1 protein-coding gene and 1 pseudogene are annotated in these 2,598 nt (G+C 67.4%); one reads left to right on the top strand and one right to left on the bottom strand.

Going from position 1 to position 2,598, the window contains the following annotated elements; translation table 11 throughout:
* Window positions 1-980: pseudogene (locus WAW17_RS20705) on the bottom strand (cold-shock protein); the annotation flags it as partial.
* Between the two features lie 235 nt (window positions 981-1,215).
* On the opposite strand from WAW17_RS20705, the gene WAW17_RS20700 reads away from it, so the two are divergent.
* Window positions 1,216-2,598: SpoIID/LytB domain-containing protein (locus WAW17_RS20700; protein ID WP_422334790.1), on the top strand; the 1,383-nt coding region annotated here is incomplete at its 3' end.

Raw genomic sequence — 2,598 nt, 5'->3', positions numbered from 1 at the left:
GCGGTGTGGTGCACTGTTGCACCGCTGAGGAAGTCGTCGTAGGTGGGTTCCTCGCAGCGGATCGACTCGTCGGCACCCCACTGCTGGCGGCTGATGACCTTGGGTCCACTACCAGCGGCCGGCCCGGCGATGTCGCTGAGCACCGCATCCGCCGGGGTCGATCCCGGCTCGATGAGGACCGCGGTCACATCCTCGGCGCCTGCGAGAGCGGGTTGCTGACGTAGTGGCGTGTTGACGGAGGCGGGGGTGTAACCCAGCGGAGCGGCGTCCCCGGGAACCGGTGCGGGCGCAGGTGCCGGGGCGGCGGGGGCGGCGGGGGCGGCCGGTGCAGGTGGTGTCGTGGGTGTGAGGATCTGGACCGCCTTGGTCAGGCCCACGAAGACGGGTTCCGTCGCGACCGTGCCGTCGGATGCCGTCCGGTCCGTGCGGCGGGTGTCGATCATGTCGGGGGAGACCCAGGGGCCCCAGGTTCCGTCGTCCTTCATTGCGCGGATCTTCGACTCGGCCGAGGCGAGTGTCTCGGATGTGAGTGCCACCATGCTGAACGGTGTGTCCCGGGAGAGTTCCTTCACGACCGCGCCCGGTTCCTGATCGGCGGGTGGGAGGTTCGCGGGGTCGGAGACGTCTCCGGGCTGGGGGAGCTGCAGCGGGATCTGGAGGCTGGGCACCGTGAATCCGCCGGGCAGCGGGATGTTGCTGGGGATGTTGATGGTGGGCGGGATCGGCAGATTGCGGAGCTCGCCGATGTTCACGTCGGGCAGGTTGAGCCCGGTCAGTTCTTTCAGTGGAATCACGATGTCGGGCACCTGTGCCAGCACCACCTGGGCGATTTCGGTGGACACGGCGGTATTCGAGGTCTCGTTGGCGGAGCGGACGTCGGACGGGGTGCTGGTGAGGCCGTAGACCGCCGCGGGGCTTGCGACAGCCAGCGCGGCCACCGCCCCCAGGACGATCGAGGGCTTCGGTCGGCGGTGCGGCAAGGGACTCTCCTCAGTTGTAGGTTCCTGCGAGTGGGCTCGCGTGTTCTGCAACTAGTGATTCTCATGTGGTTGAAGTGACTGGTGTTGCTAACTCCAACCACTCTTGCCACACTAGTCACACACGTCCATAACGCTCAACCTTACATCGAGACTTTATCGGATTTCGTCGGATGTGCAGAGGCGAGGTGCTCACCACGCTTCACATGCTCGTTGTTCAGCGATGAGGAGTGCAGTGATGGTGAAGTCCGGACTCGGGATCGGTGCAGGTCGACCCGCCTGGACCCGCAGAAGGCGCTACATCGCGGGCCCTCCCGCCCGGATGGGATGGAAGGCATCATTGCTGCGCGTGTCCGCGCTCGGCGTCGCTCCGGTCCTCGCGCTCGGCGCCGTCGCCGGAATCGTCATCCACCGAAGCGCCTCGGACACGGGGATTCGGCAGGCAGTCGCCGCAGACACACCGTTCACCCTCTCCGGTCACGGAAACGGGCACGGCCGGGGCATGGGCCAGTGGGGTGCATACGGCTACGCCAAGGATCAAGGATGGGCCGCCGAGCGCATCCTCGGTCACTACTACAGCGGTACCACACTCGGGACCCTCGCCGACGCACAGATCAGCGTCCGGTTGCAGGGCAGGGACGATCAGCCACTCGACGTGTACTCCGATGCCGGTGCCGTCGTCGCGGGCAAGCCCGTCGCACCGGGCGAGGCCGTGCACCTGACACCGACTCCGGGAGGGGGCGCCAACATCGTCGTCACCCGAGGATGCGCCGGAGAAGTGTTGTGGCAGGACGTCACCGATCACCCGTGGGTGGATCCCATCGACCTGGGCCCGGACCGCCCTGCGAACGAACATCTGAAACTGTGCGCCGGCGACACCCCCTACCGCGGGGCACTCGGCGTTGCGCTCGACGGCGACGCCATGCGCACCGTCAACGTCCTCGACATGGACGACTACCTGCTGGGTGTCGTCCCGGTCGAGGCGAAAGCAGGCTGGGCCGATACCGGTGGGGCAGAGGCGCTCCGGGCGCAAGCGGTTGCCGCGCGCTCGTACGCCGCGGCCGAGAGCCGAGCAGCGTACGCCCGTACCTGCGACACGCAGAGTTGCCAGGTCTACGGCGGCGCCGCGAAGGAGGATCCGCGGACCACCGATGCCGTGCGGTCGACGCAAGGCATGATTCTCGTGAAGGACGACAAGGTGGTGCCGACCGAATTCTCGGCCTCCACAGGCGGATACACGGCAGGCGGCGTCTTCCCCGCCGTCGAGGATCACGGCGACACGGTATCGCCGAACCACGACTGGGCGGTGACGCTGACCGCCGGCGACATCGCGAAGGCCTTCGACGTGGGGGAACTCGAGTCGTTCGAGGTGACCACCCGCAACAACTTCGGCGCCGACGGCGGTCGCGTCACCGGGGTCAAGGTGGTCGGTACGTCCGGCACGGCGGAAGCGACCGGCACCGAGGCTCGGTCCAAGCTGAAACTCAAGTCCGACTGGTTCACGATCGGTGAGGGCCTTGGCATCCCCGGCGCACCCGACCTCGGTGCTCCCGACGAGGAAGGCGACACGATCGGCACCAACCCCGGCTCGCCGATCGACGAGAAGTACAAGGAACTCGGT

It is taken from the genome of Rhodococcus sp. (in: high G+C Gram-positive bacteria) (assembly GCF_049286785.1).
Lineage (GTDB): Bacteria > Actinomycetota > Actinomycetes > Mycobacteriales > Mycobacteriaceae > Rhodococcus_F.
This window is presented reverse-complemented; position numbering and strand designations above follow the sequence as displayed.